Origin of the sequence: Dyadobacter sp. CY261 (assembly GCF_021440085.1) — a bacterium.
GTDB lineage: Bacteria > Bacteroidota > Bacteroidia > Cytophagales > Spirosomataceae > Dyadobacter.
Map to the genome: position 1 here is coordinate 777,147 of NZ_JAKCPW010000001.1, position 17,679 is coordinate 794,825.

Annotated in this window: 10 protein-coding genes; all 10 read left to right on the plus strand. The window is 50.5% G+C overall.

The features are described from left to right. The first annotated feature begins 15 nt into the window (after window positions 1-15). The 10 genes from LZD49_RS03220 (at window position 16) to LZD49_RS03265 (ending at window position 17,656) form a co-directional block, all read left to right on the plus strand. Entirely contained in the window at window positions 16-1,269 is a 1,254-nt protein-coding gene (locus LZD49_RS03220) for an erythromycin esterase family protein (RefSeq protein ID WP_234665876.1), read from the plus strand. Window positions 1,270-1,622: 353 nt separating this feature from the next. Next, complete coding sequence (locus tag LZD49_RS03225) at window positions 1,623-6,944, plus strand: S8 family serine peptidase (RefSeq protein ID WP_234665877.1); 5,322 nt, start codon at window positions 1,623-1,625, stop codon at window positions 6,942-6,944. 133 nt (window positions 6,945-7,077) lie between these two features. Then, window positions 7,078-8,397: a serine hydrolase gene (locus LZD49_RS03230; protein WP_234665878.1), complete on the plus strand. Its 1,320-nt coding sequence runs from the start codon at window positions 7,078-7,080 to the stop codon at window positions 8,395-8,397. Between the two features lie 106 nt (window positions 8,398-8,503). Continuing rightward, a complete protein-coding gene (locus LZD49_RS03235) occupies window positions 8,504-9,781 on the plus strand; it encodes a hydroxymethylglutaryl-CoA reductase (protein WP_234665879.1) in 1,278 nt (425 codons plus the stop codon). After that, window positions 9,778-10,749 (plus strand): UbiA family prenyltransferase, encoded by a 972-nt coding sequence (locus tag LZD49_RS03240; protein WP_234665880.1) that lies wholly within the window; start codon window positions 9,778-9,780, stop codon window positions 10,747-10,749. Before LZD49_RS03235 ends, LZD49_RS03240 begins: the two co-directional genes overlap by 4 nt. Continuing rightward, complete coding sequence (locus LZD49_RS03245; protein ID WP_234666669.1) at window positions 10,749-13,361, plus strand: PEP/pyruvate-binding domain-containing protein; 2,613 nt, start codon at window positions 10,749-10,751, stop codon at window positions 13,359-13,361. The genes LZD49_RS03240 and LZD49_RS03245 overlap by 1 nt, the downstream gene beginning before the upstream one ends. Continuing rightward, complete coding sequence (locus LZD49_RS03250; RefSeq protein WP_234665881.1) at window positions 13,358-14,455, plus strand: DUF3419 family protein; 1,098 nt, start codon at window positions 13,358-13,360, stop codon at window positions 14,453-14,455. The genes LZD49_RS03245 and LZD49_RS03250 overlap by 4 nt, the downstream gene beginning before the upstream one ends. Continuing rightward, on the plus strand, window positions 14,456-15,103 hold the full coding sequence (locus LZD49_RS03255; protein WP_234665882.1) for a hypothetical protein: 648 nt from the start codon (window positions 14,456-14,458) through the stop codon (window positions 15,101-15,103). Continuing rightward, window positions 15,100-16,110, plus strand: a complete 1,011-nt coding sequence (locus tag LZD49_RS03260) for a hypothetical protein (protein WP_234665883.1) — start codon at window positions 15,100-15,102, stop codon at window positions 16,108-16,110. The genes LZD49_RS03255 and LZD49_RS03260 overlap by 4 nt, the downstream gene beginning before the upstream one ends. Continuing rightward, complete coding sequence (locus LZD49_RS03265) at window positions 16,091-17,656, plus strand: AMP-binding protein (protein WP_234665884.1); 1,566 nt, start codon at window positions 16,091-16,093, stop codon at window positions 17,654-17,656. The genes LZD49_RS03260 and LZD49_RS03265 overlap by 20 nt, the downstream gene beginning before the upstream one ends. The last annotated feature ends 23 nt before the right edge of the window (window positions 17,657-17,679 follow it).

A 17,679-nucleotide genomic window follows, 5' to 3' on the forward strand; every position in this document is an offset into this window, starting at 1 on the left:
AACTTTATATAAATCATGAAATTTCTAACCTGGTTTTGCATTCTAAACTCATCATTATTCTGGTTTTCACCGGTGAACTGGGCCGCTGCTCAATCCGCTCGATGGGTCCGGCAACTGGAGGCGAATGCGGTAGCGCTCGATTCAGCCAACCTTACCGGTGAAGCTAATGTGAGCGCTATACGGCAAAGGATCGGCCACAACTACCAGGTTCTTGGAATCGGCGAACAATCGCATGGAACATCCGAATTTTTTACAGCCAGGATATTGCTGATTAAAGCACTTGCTTCCGATCCTTCTCTGAAAAAAATCGGATTGGAAGCGCCTATGGCGGAAGTAGACGGGCTGAATGACTACATCCGCACAGGTGCTGGTGATTTGAAATCGGTTCTCCGGTCTTTCCGGTTGTATGGCTACGAATGTCAGGAATTTGTCGAATTGGTCGAAGAGGTACGGCGGATCGGCAATGTAGACAAGCGGAAATTACAATTCTTTGGTTTTGATATGCAAAGCCCATTTCAATCATTGCGAAATATAGCGGATTCCGGTATGCCAAGCGATGCTGCGGATTCTTTGAAGAAGCTCTTGCATGATTATGAATTGTTAAGCAACGATATCTATAATCATTCGTTCAACGAGGGCGATTTTGCCGAATTGACAGCATTGAGTAACCACGTAATGGGTAAGGTGCAGCTTAAAAATGAACAGGTAAAGAAAAGCATCCGCAGTTACCGGCAGTTCCTGCTGCTCAACAACCCGAAGCATGCACATGCGCGTGATGTGCAATCTGAAATACGGGATTCATTAATGGCCGAAAATGTGCTTGCGGAGGTCAAGCCCGGTGAGAAAATCATCTTGCTGGCACATAACGCCCATTTACAGAAGACACCTAACATTTTCTCCAAAAGTGTGGGTTATTATTTGTCACGAAAATTACAAACCGGGTACCAATGCATAGGCATGACCACCTCCGCAGGTTTTTACACGACTTTTACCCCGGCAGCGGGCAGGATCACAAGCACGAATCCTGTGGTTGCCGGCGACAGTACCGCATTCGAGTACCATTTTGCAAAACTGAACAAACCGGTGTACTGGTTCAAAACATCAGAGTTAAAGGCTGGCTCACAGAATATTCAATTTCCGCACCGTTACCGGTTACTGGTATACGGCCTGGCCGATAATCAATTTTTTGAAGGCAATGTCCTCAACGATTTCGACTACGTGCTTCATATCCGGCAAACAACGGGTAACCACAGTTTTTACCTGAAATAGCGACTTCGCGTTGGTCGTTTCGCCAATCACGAGCCCTAATGATCCCAATGGATCAGATCGGAAGTGTTGGCATTGAAAACGGGATCTCGTAGTACTATACAAAATTGGTACATCGCCTGCGAATATGGACGACACACTATTTTGTATTGCGTATATTCATAAGCGTAGATATCATTTAGTCAATTTTATGCCTGTATTTCAAAGCCCTTTGTAGCTGCTTCCCAAAGGACTTGTATTAGTATTTCGCGGGTAACAAAAATGATCTTGAAAGCGATAAAAAAGGGGTGAGCGGGCAGGTGGATGTAGTTGAAAACGACTACATTAGCCTCCAACTTTACATCTCCTCCTTAATCATGTGTTTCTCAAGACATCGTTGGTGGCTTATGCTGCTGCTGGTATGGCTCAATGTGAATGAACTTATCGCACAGGATGTCCACGCCTATAAACTTTATTTGAAATCCGGCACACTCACGCCGGTTCCCAACCTGGAAAACGCAGCGCAAAACGCCAGGCGGCTCCGGTCGGCGGGTGATCGCGAGGCCAGACTGGTCGTCATCCAGTTCTATGAAATCCCAGGCGAAGAAACGGTGCGTTTGCTGGCAGCAGGCGGCATAGCGTTGCTTGAATACGTTCCCGACTACGCCTACACAGCCACGGTGGGTGCCAACCTGGATGTCGATCTGCTCAGGATGGCAAAAGCGCGTTCGGTTATAGAACTCGAGCCCCGGCACAAAATCCAACCAGCGCTTTTGGAAGCGAATGCGCCGCCGCACGCGGTGAAGGAACGGGGCAAGGTGGACGTGCGGATGGGCTACATCAAGTCCATCACATTCGATGGGCTGAAAAAAAGACTGGATTCACTGGGCGTACAGTTGCTCTCGGAGGGATTGGTCAGCTATCAGCTGATCGATGTACGGGTCCCAGGCGAGAAGCTGCTGGTATTGGCGGGCTTGCCATGGGTGCAATATATCGAAGCGGTACCGCCCCCGGAAGTGCTGTTCAACGACAGGAGCGAGGCTGGAACGCGGGCGAATGTGCTGACATCGATGCTTGCAGGCCAGCGTGGACTCAATGGCGATGGCGTGGTGATCGGCATCGGCGACACGGGTAATCTGATGGATCATATCGATGTGAGCACGAAGCTCATCAGCAGTGAACCACAAAATAGTTACTGGCACGGCGTTCATGTCGCGGGTATCGCTGCGGGAGCAGGTATTGTCAATGAAAAATACAGAGGTTACGCACCCAAAGCACTACTGGTGAAGCGGTCGAATTCCGATATTTGGAGGCAGGCTTCGTCGCTCGTCCGGGATTTCGGGATGGTTTTGGCTAGCAATGCTTATGGCGGCAGCGTGTGTCCAGAGTACGGGAATTATAGTTTCGATTCTTACACGCTGGACAAGCAGGCCATTGATCTGCCCAACTTGCAGCAAGTATTTGCCGCCGGTAACAGCGCCCTGATAGCCTCCTGCGGCATTTTCATGGCTGGGTTTGGAAGCGTCATCGGCGGCTATATTTCCGCCAAAAACGTAATCAGCGTCGGAAACACCGGCACCGACGGCCTGATCGCCCCGGCGTCGAGTAGGGGACCTGTTCTCGATGGGCGCATTAAGCCCGAAATTATTGCGCCGGGTTCTGCCATTACTTCCACGGTTCCTGCCAACGCTTATGGAGCAGCTTCCGGCACCAGCATGGCGGCACCTGCGGTTACCGGCGGGTTGGCATTGCTCTATCAGCGTTATCGGCAGTTGAATAATCAGTCCAACCCCAAAAATATGCTCATGAAGGCGCTTATTTGTAATGGCGCCACCGACAAGGGCTTGCCAGGGCCCGACTTTACCTATGGTTTCGGGCTGATGAATTTATTACGGTCGGTTACAATGCTGGAAAAAGCTTCGTACTTCAATGGTCGGATCGCGCATCAGGCACATGACGGTTACGAGATAATGGTGCCATCCAACACAGCGCTTGTGAAAATCATGCTGTACTGGAACGACCCGGCGCCTTCCATGCTCGGCGCCAAGACCCTGGTCAATGACCTCGACCTGAAAGTAATCCGGCCAGGCAATGCGGAAACACTTCCTTCGTTCCCCCGGCCGGGTACGCCTGATGTGGCTGCCGTAGAAGGTGTGGATACGGTCAATAATATCGAGCAGATTGTCCTGCAAAGTCCTGCGACCGGCACTTACTTGATAAATATCTCGGGTACGAAAGTCCCTAGCGGCACTCAGGAGTACTTTTTAGTATACGATATCATCGAAACGTCGGCTGTGCTGACGCATCCCGTGGGTAGTGAAAAATTTACCAAAAGCGATGTGATCGACATTACCTGGGATAGCTATGGCAATGCCGAAAGCACATTCTCCGTAGCATACAGTTTGAACGACGGCACTTCCTGGACTACCATCAACGCGGCGGTACCGGCGGGTATCAACAGGCTCAGCTGGACAGTGCCGAATGCGTCGACTACCAATGCCAAAATCCGCATTACCCAAAATAGCACCGGCGTTGTCAAGGAAAGCGCCGGGTTTGCAATCATAGGCGTGCCGGTAATTACGCTGTCGGCAAACCAGTGCGAAAGTTACGCGGCTGTTCAGTGGACCGCGGTGAGCGGGGCTACCGACTATGAGGTAATGCGGCTCGCGGGCAATGAAATGCGTTCCGTGGCGGTAACCAGCGAATTGAAATACGTATTGAGCGGCCTTTCCCGCGACTCGACCTATTATATTTCTGTAAGGCCACGGAAAAACGGCGTCCCTGGCCGCAGGGCGTTGGCCATCAGCCGTAAACCCGACTCCGGTACTTGCCAGGGCATTATTCCCGAAGCGGACCTCGCTGTTGACGCAATCATTTCCCCTGTAAACTCGGGCAGGCTGTTCACTTCTTCGGTCCTTACCCAATCCCAGGTGGTGAAAGTTGGGATCAAAAACTTGTACGATAAGCCATTGACCCAATCGTTTCAGGTGGGCTATGCCGTGGGAGAAGCAGATGCGCCTGTCCATTGGGAAACCGTAGAAACGGACATTGCGGCCAATGGCTATCTGGAATATACTTTTACCCAAACGGTCAATATGCTCAGGACCGGTTCGTATCCGCTTACGGTGTCGGTGAAGTCGCAGGGCGATCCTTTGGCCTCGAATAACCAGAAATCAGTTTTGATCCGACAACTGGCCAACGACCCGGTCAATCTGCCCTTTTTCGACGATCTTGAAGTGGTTCAGGGCAATGAGATTTATGCCAATAAAATGGGCATCGCTGGCACCGATCGCTATGACTTTTCACAGGAGCGCGATTTGGGTAGGTTAAGAACTTCCACCGGCGATCCCGTGCTGGCTTATTCCGGGACAAAGGCATTTACCGTGGATGCCAATAACTGGACAAACTCATCATATCCGACCGCTCTGGACGCGACTTATAATCTCGCCGCCTATCATTCCGACCGCGATGAGATCCGTTTGACGTTCAGGTACAGGATGTATGCAACTTCGGTCCAGAACTGGCCTTTGCGGGTTTACATTCGCGGAAAGGATACTGATCAGTGGATATCGGCGCTGGAAAGCAGCTCTATTCCTTACTTTACCCGCGATAACAATTACTTGCTGATTTCCATTGACGTAAGCAACATTTTAAAGCAGAACGTGAAGGATTTCTCGACCAGTTTCCAGGTAAGGTGGGAGCAGGCTTTCAGATATCCGGCGCAATCGGATGGGGCGACAATCGACGATATCCGTTTGTTCACCACCACGAGTGATATGGAGGTGGCGAGCGTTAAAGTTTCCGGAATGCCTTCTTGCGATTCGAATGGTTATCAGGCATATAGTGCATTGATAAAAAATAATAGTTCGGTCGACTCATTCCGGGTGCCATTCGAAGCGCATATTAACGGAGCACCGATTTATGTCGGCTTCGTGCCCGTTGTGAGGGCCGGACGCGACACCCTTGTTACCTTTGATTTTTCTTCGACCCACGATCTCAATATCGACAGGAATATTAAGGTGGTGGTTAAGAAAACATTTGATACAAATTCAGGAAATGATTTTTCTACCACAATCAGGAAAGGCGTTCAAGGGATTTCCACCTTCCCTTATCTGGAAGACTTTGAAAACGGAGCCGGAGGATGGTACACGTCTGATGCTAATCCTTTGTGGGCATTTGGAACTCCTTCTAATGGAAAAGTGAAGGAGGCTGCGAGTGGTAAAAGGGCGTGGTCTGCCCGGGCAGGCGGGGCCAGCGAGGTGGTGTCTTATCTGTATTCCCCTTGTTTCGCAATGAATGGAATGGCCCAGCCTACGCTGAGTTTCAGTGCATCTATCGATCTGGCTATCTGCTCGGGCGGCACGTGTGATATTGCTTATGTAGAGTATAATGTGAGTGGAAATACCTGGATGCGGCTCGGGGCGATCAATAGTGGTACTAACTGGTTCAATTCCCGACAGGAAAATGCAGACGCCTGGAATGTGCAGGACTATACCAGATGGCATGTGGCAACTGTGCCAATCCCCAACGACTTCCCCGGAGGATACGTCCGGTTTCGTTTTGTGATCAAAACCAAGGCGCCTTCCGGCCGGGCGGGAATAGCGATTGACGATATCCATCTTTACGACTTACAGGCAATGGTATATTACAGCAATACAACCGACAACACGACGCTGTCGGGGGAGCTCTTCGGAAACCAGTGGGTCCCATACGAGCTCTATAATTCAATGCTTGTAGCCATTAACCCCAACGGGCAAACAATGGGCCAGGTTTTGGTGAGGACGTATCTCGACAATGGAGCGACGCGCATTCAGAACCGGCAGTATTATTCCGGAAGAAGCTACACCATTAAGACGGCACAATCCAGCTACGAGCGACCGATCGGTGTGCGGCTTTATATGACGGACGAGGAATCGGAGCGGCTCATTAATGCACCCGAGAAATCCGGGATAGCGAAGCCGGGTTCGGCTTATGATTTGGCCATTACCAAATATTCTGGTGACAACGAGGATGGAATCATTTCTAACAACGGTAGCGTGGTATGGTCGTATGTGCCCAGCTCGGAGGTCAAAAAAGTGCCTTATGCGCAGGGGTATTATCTTGAATTTGCGACAAAAACCTTATCCGAGTTCTGGTTTGCCAAAGAGTTTGTCGGCCCGGGAACCGCATTGCCAGTCAGACTGGCCAGTTTCTTGGCCAAAGCTGATGGGAATACCACGCGCCTGGAATGGTTGACGGCCGAGGAAAAAAATGCGGACCATTTCGAAATCGAGCGCAGCGCGGATGCGCTTACATGGGGCACATTGCCCGGTCAGATACCAGCGGCAAACGAAGGGAGAAGCCGGTACAATGCCACCGATGAGTTGCCGACAGCCGGCGTGAACTACTACCGGCTAAAAATGGTCGATATGGACCGGACCTTTGCATACAGCCAGATCGTCTCCGTCGATTTTGGCAATCAGGAAGGCGCGTCCGTGGTGCTGTTCCCTAACCCGGTCACCGACAAGTTGAACATCCGCACCGGCAACCGCCGACTGGCGAAAGTGAGCCTGTATTCTCAATCAGGCCATGAGGTATACAGTGTCGGCGCAAACAACCATTCGTTGGACGTCGCCCAACTGGTTCCGGGAGTGCATTGGGTCACGATCCATTATGCCGACGGCACGCAGAGCAGCCATAAGATCGTGATCGTACATTAACATAAACCACGCAGCTAACAGGTAGCGGAGCTGTTGTCGAAGTACCATCAGATTTAAATTGCCAAAATTGTGACGATCGGTTACCTCGGTTTCAGTTTATATGGTTTAATTGCAAAAAAGACCATATCCTCCCATGAAACCATTTCTGACGCTGATCGTCGCATTGATTGCTACTTTTTCCGCATCCGCCCAGCAAGTCAACACTGCCGATCTCGACCGGTTATTCGATAGCCTGTCTATCCACAACAAAGCCATGGCCAGCGTGTTGTTGACCCACAAGGGTGTCAAAGTGTACGAGCGCGCTGTTGGGTATGCAGTTATTGACAGCGCCCATCAGGTAAAAGCGACCCCTGCCACGCGTTACCGCATCGGGTCTATTACCAAGACTTTCACTGCCACGATGATCATGCAGCTCGCGGAAGAGAAGAAGCTGTCCTTGAATACACATTTGGACAAATATTTCCCAGCCATTCCCAACGCGTCCCAGATTACCATTGAAATGATGCTGCGCCACCGTAGTGGCATTCACAATTTCACCGACGACGACACCTACTGGAAGTCGATGACCAAGCCCATGACCCGGGCTGAAATGCTGGCGAATTTTGCCAAAAACAAACCTGACTTTGCACCCGACGCGGAAGCCAGATACAGCAATACGAACTATGTGCTGCTGGGTTATATCCTGGAAGACATCACCAGGAAATCGTATGAAAAGAACTTGCAACAACGCATTCTGTCTCGTATTGGATTAAAGGATACCCGTTTCGGTGGCAAGATCGACCCTGCGCAGGGCGACGCTCTTTCTTACACGGCTTCGAAAGGCTGGGAAAAAAGTACAGAAACAGATTTGAGCCAGCCAGGCGCAGCCGGGGCCATTGTATCGACGCCCGCGGATGTTACCACTTTTATTCAGGCACTTTTCGACGGTAAGTTCGTATCAAAAGAAAGCCTTCACGAAATGACGAAAATGGTCGATGTTTTTGGCATAGGGTTGGTTAATATGCCTTTTTATCAAAAGAAAGGTTACGGCCATACAGGTGGTTTGGACGGTTTTCATGGTGCGGTGGTTTACTTTCCGAGTGACAGCCTAGCCGCCGCAGTCTTCGCGAACGGGGTCGACTATGGCTTGAACGACATGCTCATTGCCGTATTGAGTGCTTATTTCAAAGTGCCGGTCACCATCCCTGATTTCTCAACCGCTGCAACGCGCCCCGAAGAACTGGAAGCCTATGTGGGCGAGTATTCGAGCAAGCAAATCCCTTTGAAAATGACCATTAGCCGTAAGGACAACCAGTTGTTCGGCCAGGCAACCGGCCAGCCGTCATTCCGGCTTACACCTGTGAAGAAAGATGTTTTTAAGTTCGATACGGCAGGTGTGACGATGGAATTCAAACCTGCGGAAAATGCATTGACGCTCACGCAGGCCGGACAGGTTTATCTCTTTACTAAGTGATTTGCTATTGAATATGATAGGTATGTGAAATTTAGTATGTTAGCGGTTGTCAAACCGTTACATATTTTGGTAACAAGCCCTTTGCTGTCAAACATCCATCCAGCCTATGTCTTCAACCAGCGAAACCACCAAAAAGGCGCTCCGCGCTATGAGCGCCCTGCAAGACCTTGAACAATTATTGGAAGACATCAAAAACAAGCCGGTATCCAAAGACCCGCCGGAGAGCTTACCCGCCGAAGTACCGGTCTCTTCCTACGGAACCAGGAAAAGGCTTGAATTTCTGTCGAAAAAAGCGAACGGCGATTTTCCTTATTTAAGCGGAGGGAAGGCATTTGAGGACCTGTCGCGGCTGGAAGGGAATATTGAAAATTACATAGGCATGTCGATGGTACCCACGGGGGTTATCGGCCCGGTGTCGGTGCTGGGATCCATGGCCAAAGGTGATTTCTATATTCCGCTGGCGACGAGCGAGGGCAGCCTGCTGGCGTCCTATCATCGCGGCGCAAGGGCGTGCTATCTGGCGGGAGGGGCCACATCGGTATGCCTCATCGACGGCGTTCAGCGGTCGCCGGTTTTTAAGTTCGATAACCTGGGTAGCCTCGGAAAGTTCCTGGTATGGATACTGGGCCAGATCGATGAGTTCCGCAATATTACCGAGTCGGCCAGCCGCTATGCGAAGCTGATTGACCTGAAAACCAATATTGAAGGCAACCATCTCATCCTCACTTTCGAATACCACACCGGCGACGCTTCCGGGCAGAACATGGTCACGATCTGCACCAACGCCATTTGCCAATATATCATTGAAAATGCCCCTGTTCAGCCTAAATTCTGGTTTATAGAAAGTAATTTTTCGGGGGATAAAAAGGCGACGTCGCAATCGTTCGCGAATGTTAGGGGTAAAAAGATCACCGCCGAAATTACGTTGCCGCGCAAAATTGTCGGCGAAGTGCTCAAAACTACACCCGAAGCTATGGCTGAATACTGGCGGTCGTCCACGATCGGTACCATTCAGAGCGGTGCCATTGGTGCACAAGGGCATTATGCCAATGGACTGACTGCCTTGTTTATTGCCACCGGGCAGGATGTTGCCTGCGTGTCGGAGGCGTCGGTAGGTATAACCCGCATGGAATTGACCGGCGACGGCGGTCTTTATGTGTCGGTTACCTTGCCGAACCTGATCGTAGGAACGGTAGGTGGCGGTACATCGCTGCCGACGCAGAGGGAATGTCTGGAACTGCTGGGCTGCTACGGCGCTGGTAACACCCGGAAATTCGCAGAAATTTGCGGTGCGCTGGTGCTTGCCGGCGAAATCTCGATTGCCGCAGCACTTTCGGCCGGGCAGTTTTCGGCCGCGCACCAGAAATTCGGGCGGAAGAAATGAGGCTGCCGGTCCAGGGAAATGAGTTCAGCGATGCGAGGGAGAACAATGCCATGTTCTTCTGGCGGTTTTATATTTATCAAAAAGAGCGTTTTCCCGTACTGGGGCACGGGTTGCTGGTAGCGGCATTCAGTTTTTCGGCAATTTCCTATTCGCGGATATGCCGGGGCGCCCAAGGTTTTGTGGACGGTTCCATTTTCGCCGTCGGTATTTTTACAACCATTTCACTTTTTCTGCTGGTCAGGATTTTTGACGAGTTCAAAGACGCGGAGGATGACGCCCGTTTCCGTAAAGGGCTGCCTGTTCCGCGCGGGCTTGTGTCGTATCGCGAGCTTGTGATCATGGGCATTGCCGTAGCTGTAGCGCAGGTGCTCGTGAACCTGTTTTTCTTTCCCAAAATGCTTTCTATTTACGCGGTAGTGATAGGTTATCTGCTGTTGATGGGCAAAGAGTTTTATTTGGCCGAATGGTTGAAAAAACATCAGTTCTGGTATGTAACGTCGCATATGTTCATCATTCCGCTCATCGACATTTATGCGAGCGGGCTCGACTGGCTGCTGGCGGGCGTGAAAGCGCCAACGGGGCTGATTTTCTTTTTCGCGGTGTCCTATATGAATGGTATTGTGCTGGAAGTAGGGCGGAAGATGCGCGCACCCGGCCAGGAATCGGAAGGGGTATTGACCTATACTTCCATGCTGGGTACTAGTCGGGCAATTGGCCTGTGGCTTATCGTGCTGGCCGTGACGCTGTTGCTGAGCATTGCGGCCTCGGTGTTTGCGGGTTATGGAAATGTGGTGCTGGTTATGCTGGTGATCGTTTTCCTGGTTTGCGCAAGTCCGGCTGTTCTTTTTCTGCGTGACAAAACGGTCAAGCTTTCAAAAATGATCGAATATGCATCGGCTGCCTGGACGATCTCGATGTACCTGATTTTGGGCGGAGGGCCGATGATCTCAAAACTGCTGTTTCATTGATGCACTTTATTTCCGATACGGAGACCTACAAAGCGATGGACCTGACCATCGGCGGAAAAGCGAAAAACCTTTTCCGGCTGAAAAATCTTGGTATGCCTGTCCCGAGGTTTGTGGTGATCCCCTGGGAATCGCTGGTGGCGAAATTGCCCGACCCGGTTCGAAATGGGAGCGACGAGGCTATGTTGCATGCGATCGAACAGATCGTGATCGATTGTGATTTAATACTGGCCCTTACAAAGTTTTTCGCAGAAACGCGGTATTTCGCGGTGCGCTCGTCGGCGGTCGGCGAGGATGGTGGCGCCTTTTCGTTTGCGGGGCAATTGGAAAGCCATTTGTATGTTACCCGTCAGCAAATGGCGGTTCGGATCAAGGATGTATGGCGCTCGGCTTTTTCGGCTCGAGTATCGGCTTACAGGCAGCATCACGGGATTTCCGGGTTGCAAGGCATTGCGGTAATCGTCCAGGAGATGGTTGAGGCGGAATCGGCGGGCGTGGCTTTTGGTGCCAATCCCGTGACAGGGAACAGGGATGAAAAGGTTATTAATGCGGTTTTTGGAATAGGTGAGGGGTTGGTTTCCGGTGAGTTGAATGCCGATCAGTTCGTTTTAAAAGGAACCGACCTTCATATTGAAACAGCCCACAAAACCCAGATGTCCGCTTTGGATTTGGAGCATGGGGCGGGTACAGTTATTCAGGATGTACCTACCTCGAACCAGCACAAGCCCGCGTTAACGGACGACCAGGTTCGCCGGATCGGCGGGATGTTGGACCAGCTGGAAAAAGCATTCGGTCAGCCGCAGGATATCGAATTTGCAATCGCAAACGATCAACTTTATTTACTCCAAACCAGGCCCATTACCACATTGAATGCGCCGGGTGAGGTATTGGAAAACTACATTCTTTGGGATAATAGCAATATTATCGAGTCTTATCCCGGCGTAACCACCCCGCTGACTTTTTCATTTATCAGCAAATCATATGAGACTGCCTACAAACTGTTTAGCGCCTACCTGGGCGTTGGCCAGGCAGTTATCAAAGCCAACGAGCGTGTGTTTGCGAATACTCTGGGCTTTCTGAACGGCCGGGTTTATTATAACCTCAAAAGTTGGTACCATATGCTGGCCATGCTGCCGGGTTACAGCCTCAATGCGCGGTTTATGGAGAAAATGATGGGCGTGAAGGAGCAATTTGACATTCCGGAAAGTTACCGTTTGTCCCGTGCCAAGGCATGGTGGCGCATTGTGAAAATGGCTGTTCAAATGCTTTTCCGGTTTATGGCGCTGCCGCGGAAAAGGAAGGAATTTATGGCGCTCGTCGACGGCATGATCCGGGAATACAAGGCCATTCCATTCGCAGAAAAGGATGCAGCCGGACTGATGCAGTTATATCTCCGTTTCGAACAAAAACTCCTACTCGAATGGAAAGCTCCGCTTCTGAACGATTTCTTTGCCATGATCTGGTTTGGCATGCTTCAAAAGCAATGCGAACAAGCTGCGAACGGCGGAAATACCAATTTACATAATGACCTGCTTTGCGGCAGTAACGATATTATTTCGGTACAACCTGTGCACAGAAGCATCGAAATCGCCGCCCGTATTGCCGATATACCGGCATTGAAAGTGCTTTTCGTTTCCCAAAACGAATTTGCCATACACGAAGCATTGCTTACCAGCACCGATCCGCAATTTGCGGCCATTCAGGCGGAAATCGATCGTTATATCGCCGATTTCGGAGAGCGATGCGTGGGTGAACTGAAACTGGAAACGGTCTCGTACAGCCAGGAGCCCGCCAAATTCGTACGGGTGTTGAAATCGTATGTCGAAACGGGCATCACAGCGGCACAAATCTCCGGCTCGCGCGAAGAAGCGATCCGGGCCGATGCGGAAAAAGAGTTGCGTCAGCATTTGAAGGGTAAGCTGGTCAGCCAATGGAAGATGCGGGTCACATTGCGTTACACGCGTGAACTCGTGAGTGCGCGCGAGAACCTGCGCTACGAACGCACGAGGGCATTCGGGATTGTCCGGGAGCTATTTACAGCTATTGGCAAACGGTTCCATACCGATGGTTTGCTCACCGATGCACGCCACATTTTCTATCTCACGAAGGAGGAGATTTTCAGTTATATTGACGGCACGGCGGTTACACAGGACATCAAAGCATTGATAGCGCTTCGGAAGAAAGAATTTCAAAGTTATAACGAACTCGGCCCGCTTTCGGAGCGGTTTGCCACCTATGGTGTGCCTTACCACGGCAACGATTTCTTTAATATCGATAGGGTCGAAGCGCACCAGGGCGATTTGAAGGGAATAGGGTGTTCGCCGGGAAAGGTTTCCGGCAAAGTCAAGGTCGTGCTGGATCCCGGCGAGATATCGTCGCTGAATGGGGACATTCTGGTGACGTCCAGCACTGATCCGGGCTGGGTTACGCTTTTCCCCGGTGCCTTAGGTATCATTGTCGAGCGGGGGAGCTTGTTGAGCCATTCCGCGATCGTTTCGCGTGAAATGGGTAAACCTTGTATCGTGGGTGTGACGGGTTTATTGAGGCGGTTGAAAACCGGTGACCGGATCGAAATGGACGGAAGTACGGGCATCATCAGCATGTTGGGCGAATGAGCAAGACAGCTTTAACCGACCGGGTCGATTTCGGGATTATCCGCTATGCCAACTGCTGGGAGGATGCCGATGTGTTGCTGGCCGGCCTTTCCCCTGAAAGAGGCAGCAAGATTCTCTCCATTGGTTCGGCTGGCGATAATAGCTTTTCTTTTCTGGCGACTGATCCTGCAATGGTCGTCGCAGTGGATGTGAACCAAATACAACTCTTTCTGATCGAGTTGAAGAAGGTTTGCATTCAAAATCTGGAAAGGGAAGAAACGCTCGCATTTCTCGGCTTTACACCTTCCGATTCCCGCGAAAAGTGTTTTAAAAGTCTGAAAAGGCAGTTGAGCAGCGCCGCGGCGACTTATTGGGAGTTGAACCTGCCGGTGATAGCCAGTGGTGTGATCCATCAGGGGAAATTTGAGAAATACTTTCAGTTGTTCAGCGCGAAGATCCTCCCGTGGATTCATTCGCGGCGCATTGTTAATGAATTGTTCGCGCCTAAGTCGCAGCCGGAGCAAACGGATTTTTACCAAAATAAATGGAATACCTGGCGCTGGCGATTGTTGTTCCGGATCTTTTTCAGCAAATATGTAATGGGAAAATACGGGCGCGATCCCGAGTTTCAAAAGCAGATTCAGGGCTCTGTTTCCCAGTTCATTTTCGGAAGGGCGGAGCGTCAGCTTGCGTCGGTGGCTGCGCAGGACAATTTCATGCTGCGCTATACATTGACGGGCGACTTCGACGGGCTTCTTCCACATTATTTGAGGAAAGAAAATTATCCTGAAATCCGCGCTAATATCGAGCGGCTGCATTTAAAGCAAGGTTACGCGCAAGCTGCTGTGGCGGATTATGGCCAATTCCATTGTATGAACCTGTCGGATATTTTTGAATACATGGATGTGGATTTGTTTCGCCAGACGGCAAAAAGCCTTCTCGACGGCATGGAAAATGGCGGAAAGTTTGCCTACTGGAATCTCATGGTACCAAGGAAAATTTCTGCGATCATGCCCGAAAGCGTAGCGCAGATGGAGGCAGAGTCGACAAGGCTGGCAGCGATGGATAAGGGTTTTTTCTACAAGGAGTTTATTATTGAAAAGGTAATCCGGTAAATGATCCCAGTACTCACGCTCGCCGCCTGTTTTCTTACCCTTTTCGGTGTCGCCGAATGCCTGTACCGTTTCTTAAAAGTAAAGGCAGAATGGACACGCAAAATCGTGCACATCTGCACGGGATTGTTGACACTCCTTTTTCCGCTAATGCTCAGTAATCACTGGCAGGTACTTTTCTTGTGCGGGAGTTTTTTATTGATCCTGCTGGCCAGTTTGAAATTCGGCTGGCTGCCGTCGATCAATGCAATCGACCGGTTTTCCTACGGCAGCATTTTGTTTCCAATTGTGGTGTATCTGCTTTTTCTGATCTTCCAACTAGCTCAAAAAGGCCCTGTTGTTTTTTATTTGCCGATTTTGATCCTTGCCATTTGCGATCCGGTGGCGGCGCTTGTCGGAAAGCGTTTTCCGGTGGGGCGGTATAAGGTTTGGGATTGTGGGAAATCGCTATCGGGTTCGATGGCGTTCCTGGTTGCCGCATTACTGGTGACGGTCGCCACGTTCTATTGCCTTGGCAACGTGTCTGGTGCTGCATCATTAATCGTTTTGATTCCCGTCACGGCGACGGTTTCGGAAGCATTGGGCGTGAAAGGAATGGACAACCTGACGATCCCCGCGAGCGTTGTAACAATCCTCTTTCTGGCATTATGATGCATATAATCGAAACTGGCCCGGGAATGCCGGATTTTCATTTGTTTACCGAACTGCCGCGAGCCATTTATCCTGCGGATAGTCTTAGGTTTAAATCTTCCGAGGCAATTTCCATTGAATTCCTCAAAGGTTGCTATGTGCTGCTCGACGACAGCAAGCCCGTGGCAAGGGCAAGCGTTTACGATAATCCATTACTCGAATACGCCGGGAAGCATGCATTTTCAGTCGGCCACTACGAATGCGTCGAACGGGACGAATATGCTGCACAGCTTTTAACGCAGGTTACTTCAACCGTGCAATCCTGGGGAGGTGAATACCTCATCGGCCCCATGAATGGAAGCACCTGGGAAAGTTACCGTTTCCTTAGCGGACATGAGAATCCGCTGTTTTTCACCGAACCCTGTCATCATTTATATTACAATACCCAATTCGTAAATGCAGGATTTGAGCCGATCGCGCATTATTACAGCAACATCGATCGCGGAATGGAGCCGGCCCATCCCGAAATAGTCGCGCGTGCGGAAGAGTTGACGGCTTTGGGCATGACAATCAGGCCGATTGACCTGGCCGATTTCGAAGCTGAAATAGAACGTATTTTTGAGTTTAATACCCTTGCTTTTAAAACGAACTTCCTGTACACGCCGATCAGCAAAGAAGCTTTTGTGAAAAAGTACGCGCAGACCAAAGCCTACATCAATCCGGATCTGACCCTCCTTGCCGAAGACGCCGCAGGTAATCTAATCGGCTATTTTTTCTGCATTCACGACTTTTTTAACACTGTTAATAAATCTCTGATTGTAAAAACGCTGGCCCGGCATCCGGCACCGGAATGGAGGGGCCTCGGCCATGTGATCGGGAATGTGATTTATCGCAAGGCTGTGGAGCTGGGTTATACGAGTGCCATTCATTCGTTTATTTACGAGCACGGCACTTCAAAAAAGCTTTCGACCAATTTTTCGGGCAGTAATTACAGGAACTATGTTTTGTATGGAAAACCGATTTCCTGACCAGTTCAACGTCGTCGACCTCTTTCATGCAGCCGCGCGGAAGGTACCGGATAAACCGGCTATTATCTATCGGGATAAGGCCGTTAGTTTTGCGGGTTTCGAAAATTCGGTGAATGCGACTGCTACCTACTTTATCCAAAAAGGCATTCGTAAGGGCGACCGCGTGCTGGTGTTCGTGCCGATGAGCGACGACCTGTACCGGGTGGTACTGGCGCTTTTCAGGATTGGCGCCGTCGCGGTGTTTCTGGACGAATGGGTAAGCATCAGCAGGTTGAACGAATGCTGCCGCCTGGCTCAATGCGCTGCATTCATAGGAACTTTCAAAGGCCGCGTTTTAGCGTGGCTCTTACCTGCGTTGAGGGAAATTCCATTGCATTTGGGTTTGAAATACAAACTGGATTTCCTATCGCCGGAATTGCCGGCCACCAGTCGCGACGACATCGCCCTCATCACTTTTACAACGGGAAGTACAGGTATTCCAAAAGCTGCTATCAGAACGCACGGCTTGCTTTTTGAACAATTTCAGGCGTTACAGCCGCTCATCGACCCGGTCCCGGAATCCGTGAGCATGCCGGTATTGCCGATTGTTTTATTGATCAATCTGGGCGCCGGCGTAACATCTGTGATAGCCGATTTCAATGCCCGCAAGCCGGATTCGATGAAACCAGAGCAGATCGCGGCTCAAATCATGAAGTACAAAGTCGACACCCTCATCGCATCGCCATTTTTTGTCAAGCAAGTGGCGCGGTACTTGTCAGGCAAGGATTTGCATTTAAATACCCTACAAAAAATCCTGACGGGGGGAGCTCCTGTTTTTCCTAATGAGGCAGAGATTTACCGAAGTGCATTTCCTGCCGCCGCGATCAGCATTGTATACGGTTCCACGGAGGCGGAGCCTATGAGCGTCATCGCCGCCGACGACCTGATTGCATCCGGCATGCAGGGAAGCATGGGCCTGAAAGTCGGCAAAATAGAGTCGGGTGCTACGGTCAGGATCATCCGGATTACCGAGGGCGTTCTCGCTGCTGCTACGGAGAAGGAACTGGCCGGATTGGAAGTTGAAAAAGGACAAATAGGCGAAATTATCGTTTCAGGAAAACACGTTTTGCGGGACTACCTGCATAACCCCGAGGCATTGAAACGCAACAAGATCTTTGTAGGAACGGAATGCTGGCACCGGACGGGCGATAGTGGTTTTTTGGATGAAAATGGCATGCTATTCCTGACCGGCCGCTGCACTTCGCTGATCCCGACACAAAATGGAGAACTATCGGTATTCCTGTTTGAAAACCGCTTTCAGTGCATTGAGGGTGTCGAAATCGGGACGGTAATGCTATTGGGAAGTAAGCTGAGCGCCATTATTGAGCTCAATGAACCGTCGCAACAGGAAAAGGTCCGGATGTTTGTTCATTCTTTACCCGAGGGTTTTCAGGATATTTTATTTGTACCCAAAATCCCGAGAGACCCGCGGCATAACTCCAAGATCGATTATGAAAAGCTCAGGACATTGCTCTCTCGCTCGATGCAAAAAGCCGGCCCGAAATAAATCCGGGCCGGCTTTCACATTTA

What these genes read in the sequence shown, in the direction of transcription:
- LZD49_RS03220 (WP_234665876.1), top strand. Translation starts at nt 16, where the DNA reads ATGAAATTTCTAACCTGGTTTTGCATTCTAAACTCATCATTATTCTGG.
- LZD49_RS03225 (WP_234665877.1), top strand. Translation starts at nt 1,623, where the DNA reads ATGTGTTTCTCAAGACATCGTTGGTGGCTTATGCTGCTGCTGGTATGG.
- LZD49_RS03230 (WP_234665878.1), top strand. Translation starts at nt 7,078, where the DNA reads ATGAAACCATTTCTGACGCTGATCGTCGCATTGATTGCTACTTTTTCC.
- LZD49_RS03235 (WP_234665879.1), top strand. Translation starts at nt 8,504, where the DNA reads ATGTCTTCAACCAGCGAAACCACCAAAAAGGCGCTCCGCGCTATGAGC.
- LZD49_RS03240 (WP_234665880.1), top strand. Translation starts at nt 9,778, where the DNA reads ATGAGGCTGCCGGTCCAGGGAAATGAGTTCAGCGATGCGAGGGAGAAC.
- LZD49_RS03245 (WP_234666669.1), top strand. Translation starts at nt 10,749, where the DNA reads ATGCACTTTATTTCCGATACGGAGACCTACAAAGCGATGGACCTGACC.
- LZD49_RS03250 (WP_234665881.1), top strand. Translation starts at nt 13,358, where the DNA reads ATGAGCAAGACAGCTTTAACCGACCGGGTCGATTTCGGGATTATCCGC.
- LZD49_RS03255 (WP_234665882.1), top strand. Translation starts at nt 14,456, where the DNA reads ATGATCCCAGTACTCACGCTCGCCGCCTGTTTTCTTACCCTTTTCGGT.
- LZD49_RS03260 (WP_234665883.1), top strand. Translation starts at nt 15,100, where the DNA reads ATGATGCATATAATCGAAACTGGCCCGGGAATGCCGGATTTTCATTTG.
- LZD49_RS03265 (WP_234665884.1), top strand. Translation starts at nt 16,091, where the DNA reads ATGGAAAACCGATTTCCTGACCAGTTCAACGTCGTCGACCTCTTTCAT.